This window comes from Mycobacterium sp. IS-3022 (assembly GCF_001500065.1).
GTDB lineage: Bacteria > Actinomycetota > Actinomycetes > Mycobacteriales > Mycobacteriaceae > Mycobacterium.
Map to the genome: position 1 here is coordinate 1 of NZ_LQIN01000038.1, position 1,373 is coordinate 1,373.

Consider the following 1,373-nt stretch of genomic DNA (forward strand, 5'->3'; position numbering starts at 1 on the left):
TCCACTGACTCAAACTTTTTGACAGGCCCGCGTTATCCACAACGCGGCGTTGTTGAGGAGGTTGAGTGAGGCATGGTCAGATCACGACGAACGAAGATTCCCGCCGAGGAGAAGACCCGCCTGGTGCTGGCGGTTCTGGCTGGAGAGATGACCGGTGCTGAAGCCGCGCGGCGGTGCGGGGTGGCTTCAACACAGGTGACCAAGTGGAAGCACCAGTTCCTTGAGGCCGGGTCTGAGCGACTGCGCGAAGTACCCAGCGGTCCCGCCGGTGCCAAGGGCAGCCCGGAGCAGCGGCGGCTGCAGCTGGAGAACGAGCAACTCAAACTGGCGCTGGCCGAGGCGACGGTGCAGCTGCGGATTTGGCAGCGCGGTGCTGCGTTGGCCGACCAGGTCCCTTCCAAGACCTCGAAATCCTGAGAGAGGCGGCGGGTCTGCCGGTTTCGAGGTTCGCTGGTCTAGCCGGTATCCCGGAGCGGACCTACCGGCGCCGGCTGGCTCGGATGCGAGCCGGTGATCCGCCCAAGGGCCCATGGCCGGCTCCCGTTGTTGACCGCATCGAGGACTTGGCCGCCAAGTACGCCGAAGAATGGCCAGCCTGGGGCTACCGCAAAATCGCGGCTTTGATGCGCGCCGACGGTCATCAGGTCACTAATTCGTCGGTACAGCGAGCATTACGGCGCCGGGGACTGCTGTTGCCGCAAGGCTTTAGGGCCGACCGAAAGTCTTGGGCTGCGTTGCGTCGCCGTGTGTTTCGCGATCCGCCGACCCAACGCAACAGGGTGTGGCAGACCGACTTCTCAGAGTTCGAAACCGCCCACGGTGGGATCTGGCGGATCAGCGCGGTCATCGATTACGTCAGCAAGTACTGCCTGGCCATCACCGTCACGCCCACCAGCCGCGGCCGCGACGCCGCGCACTGTGTGCGACTGGCCGTCGAGGAAGCCACCCGCGTGCTCAACCTGGCCGACCTGCGCCTCGATCGCGGCGAAATGGACGTCCTCGATGAGCACGACAACATCATCGGCCACACACCGGCGCCCATCGCCATCGTGTCCGATAACGGCCCCTGCTACCGCGGCAAAGACTTCCGGACGTTATTCACGGGCCACGATCCGCTCCTGCGGCACATCCGAACACGCTTCAAATCACCGCAGACCAATGGCGTCATCGAGCGATTCTTCGAGTCGTTGAAATACGAGCACCTGTTCCGCGGCTACATCGGCGACGGTGATGCCCTCGACATGGAAGCTCACCGCTTCCGAATCATCTACAACACCGTCCGACCACACCAGGCTCTTGACGACCGCACCCCACGGCAGGCCTACCTCCACGCCATTACCCACGAAAACCTGCCAATTTCTTGACTCAAGACA

The 1,373-nt window shown here is 63.3% G+C and carries 2 protein-coding genes; both read left to right on the forward strand.

Going from position 1 to position 1,373, the window contains the following annotated elements; genetic code table 11:
* Positions 1-72: 72 nt before the first annotated feature.
* On the forward strand, positions 73-417 hold the full coding sequence (locus AU188_RS18865; RefSeq protein WP_059165042.1) for a helix-turn-helix domain-containing protein: 345 nt from the start codon (positions 73-75) through the stop codon (positions 415-417).
* Between the two features lie 146 nt (positions 418-563).
* On the forward strand, positions 564-1,364 hold the full coding sequence (locus AU188_RS25065) for an integrase core domain-containing protein (RefSeq protein WP_172799539.1): 801 nt from the start codon (positions 564-566) through the stop codon (positions 1,362-1,364).
* The last annotated feature ends 9 nt before the right edge of the window (positions 1,365-1,373 follow it).

What these genes read in the sequence shown, in the direction of transcription:
- AU188_RS18865 (WP_059165042.1), top strand. Translation starts at nt 73, where the DNA reads ATGGTCAGATCACGACGAACGAAGATTCCCGCCGAGGAGAAGACCCGC.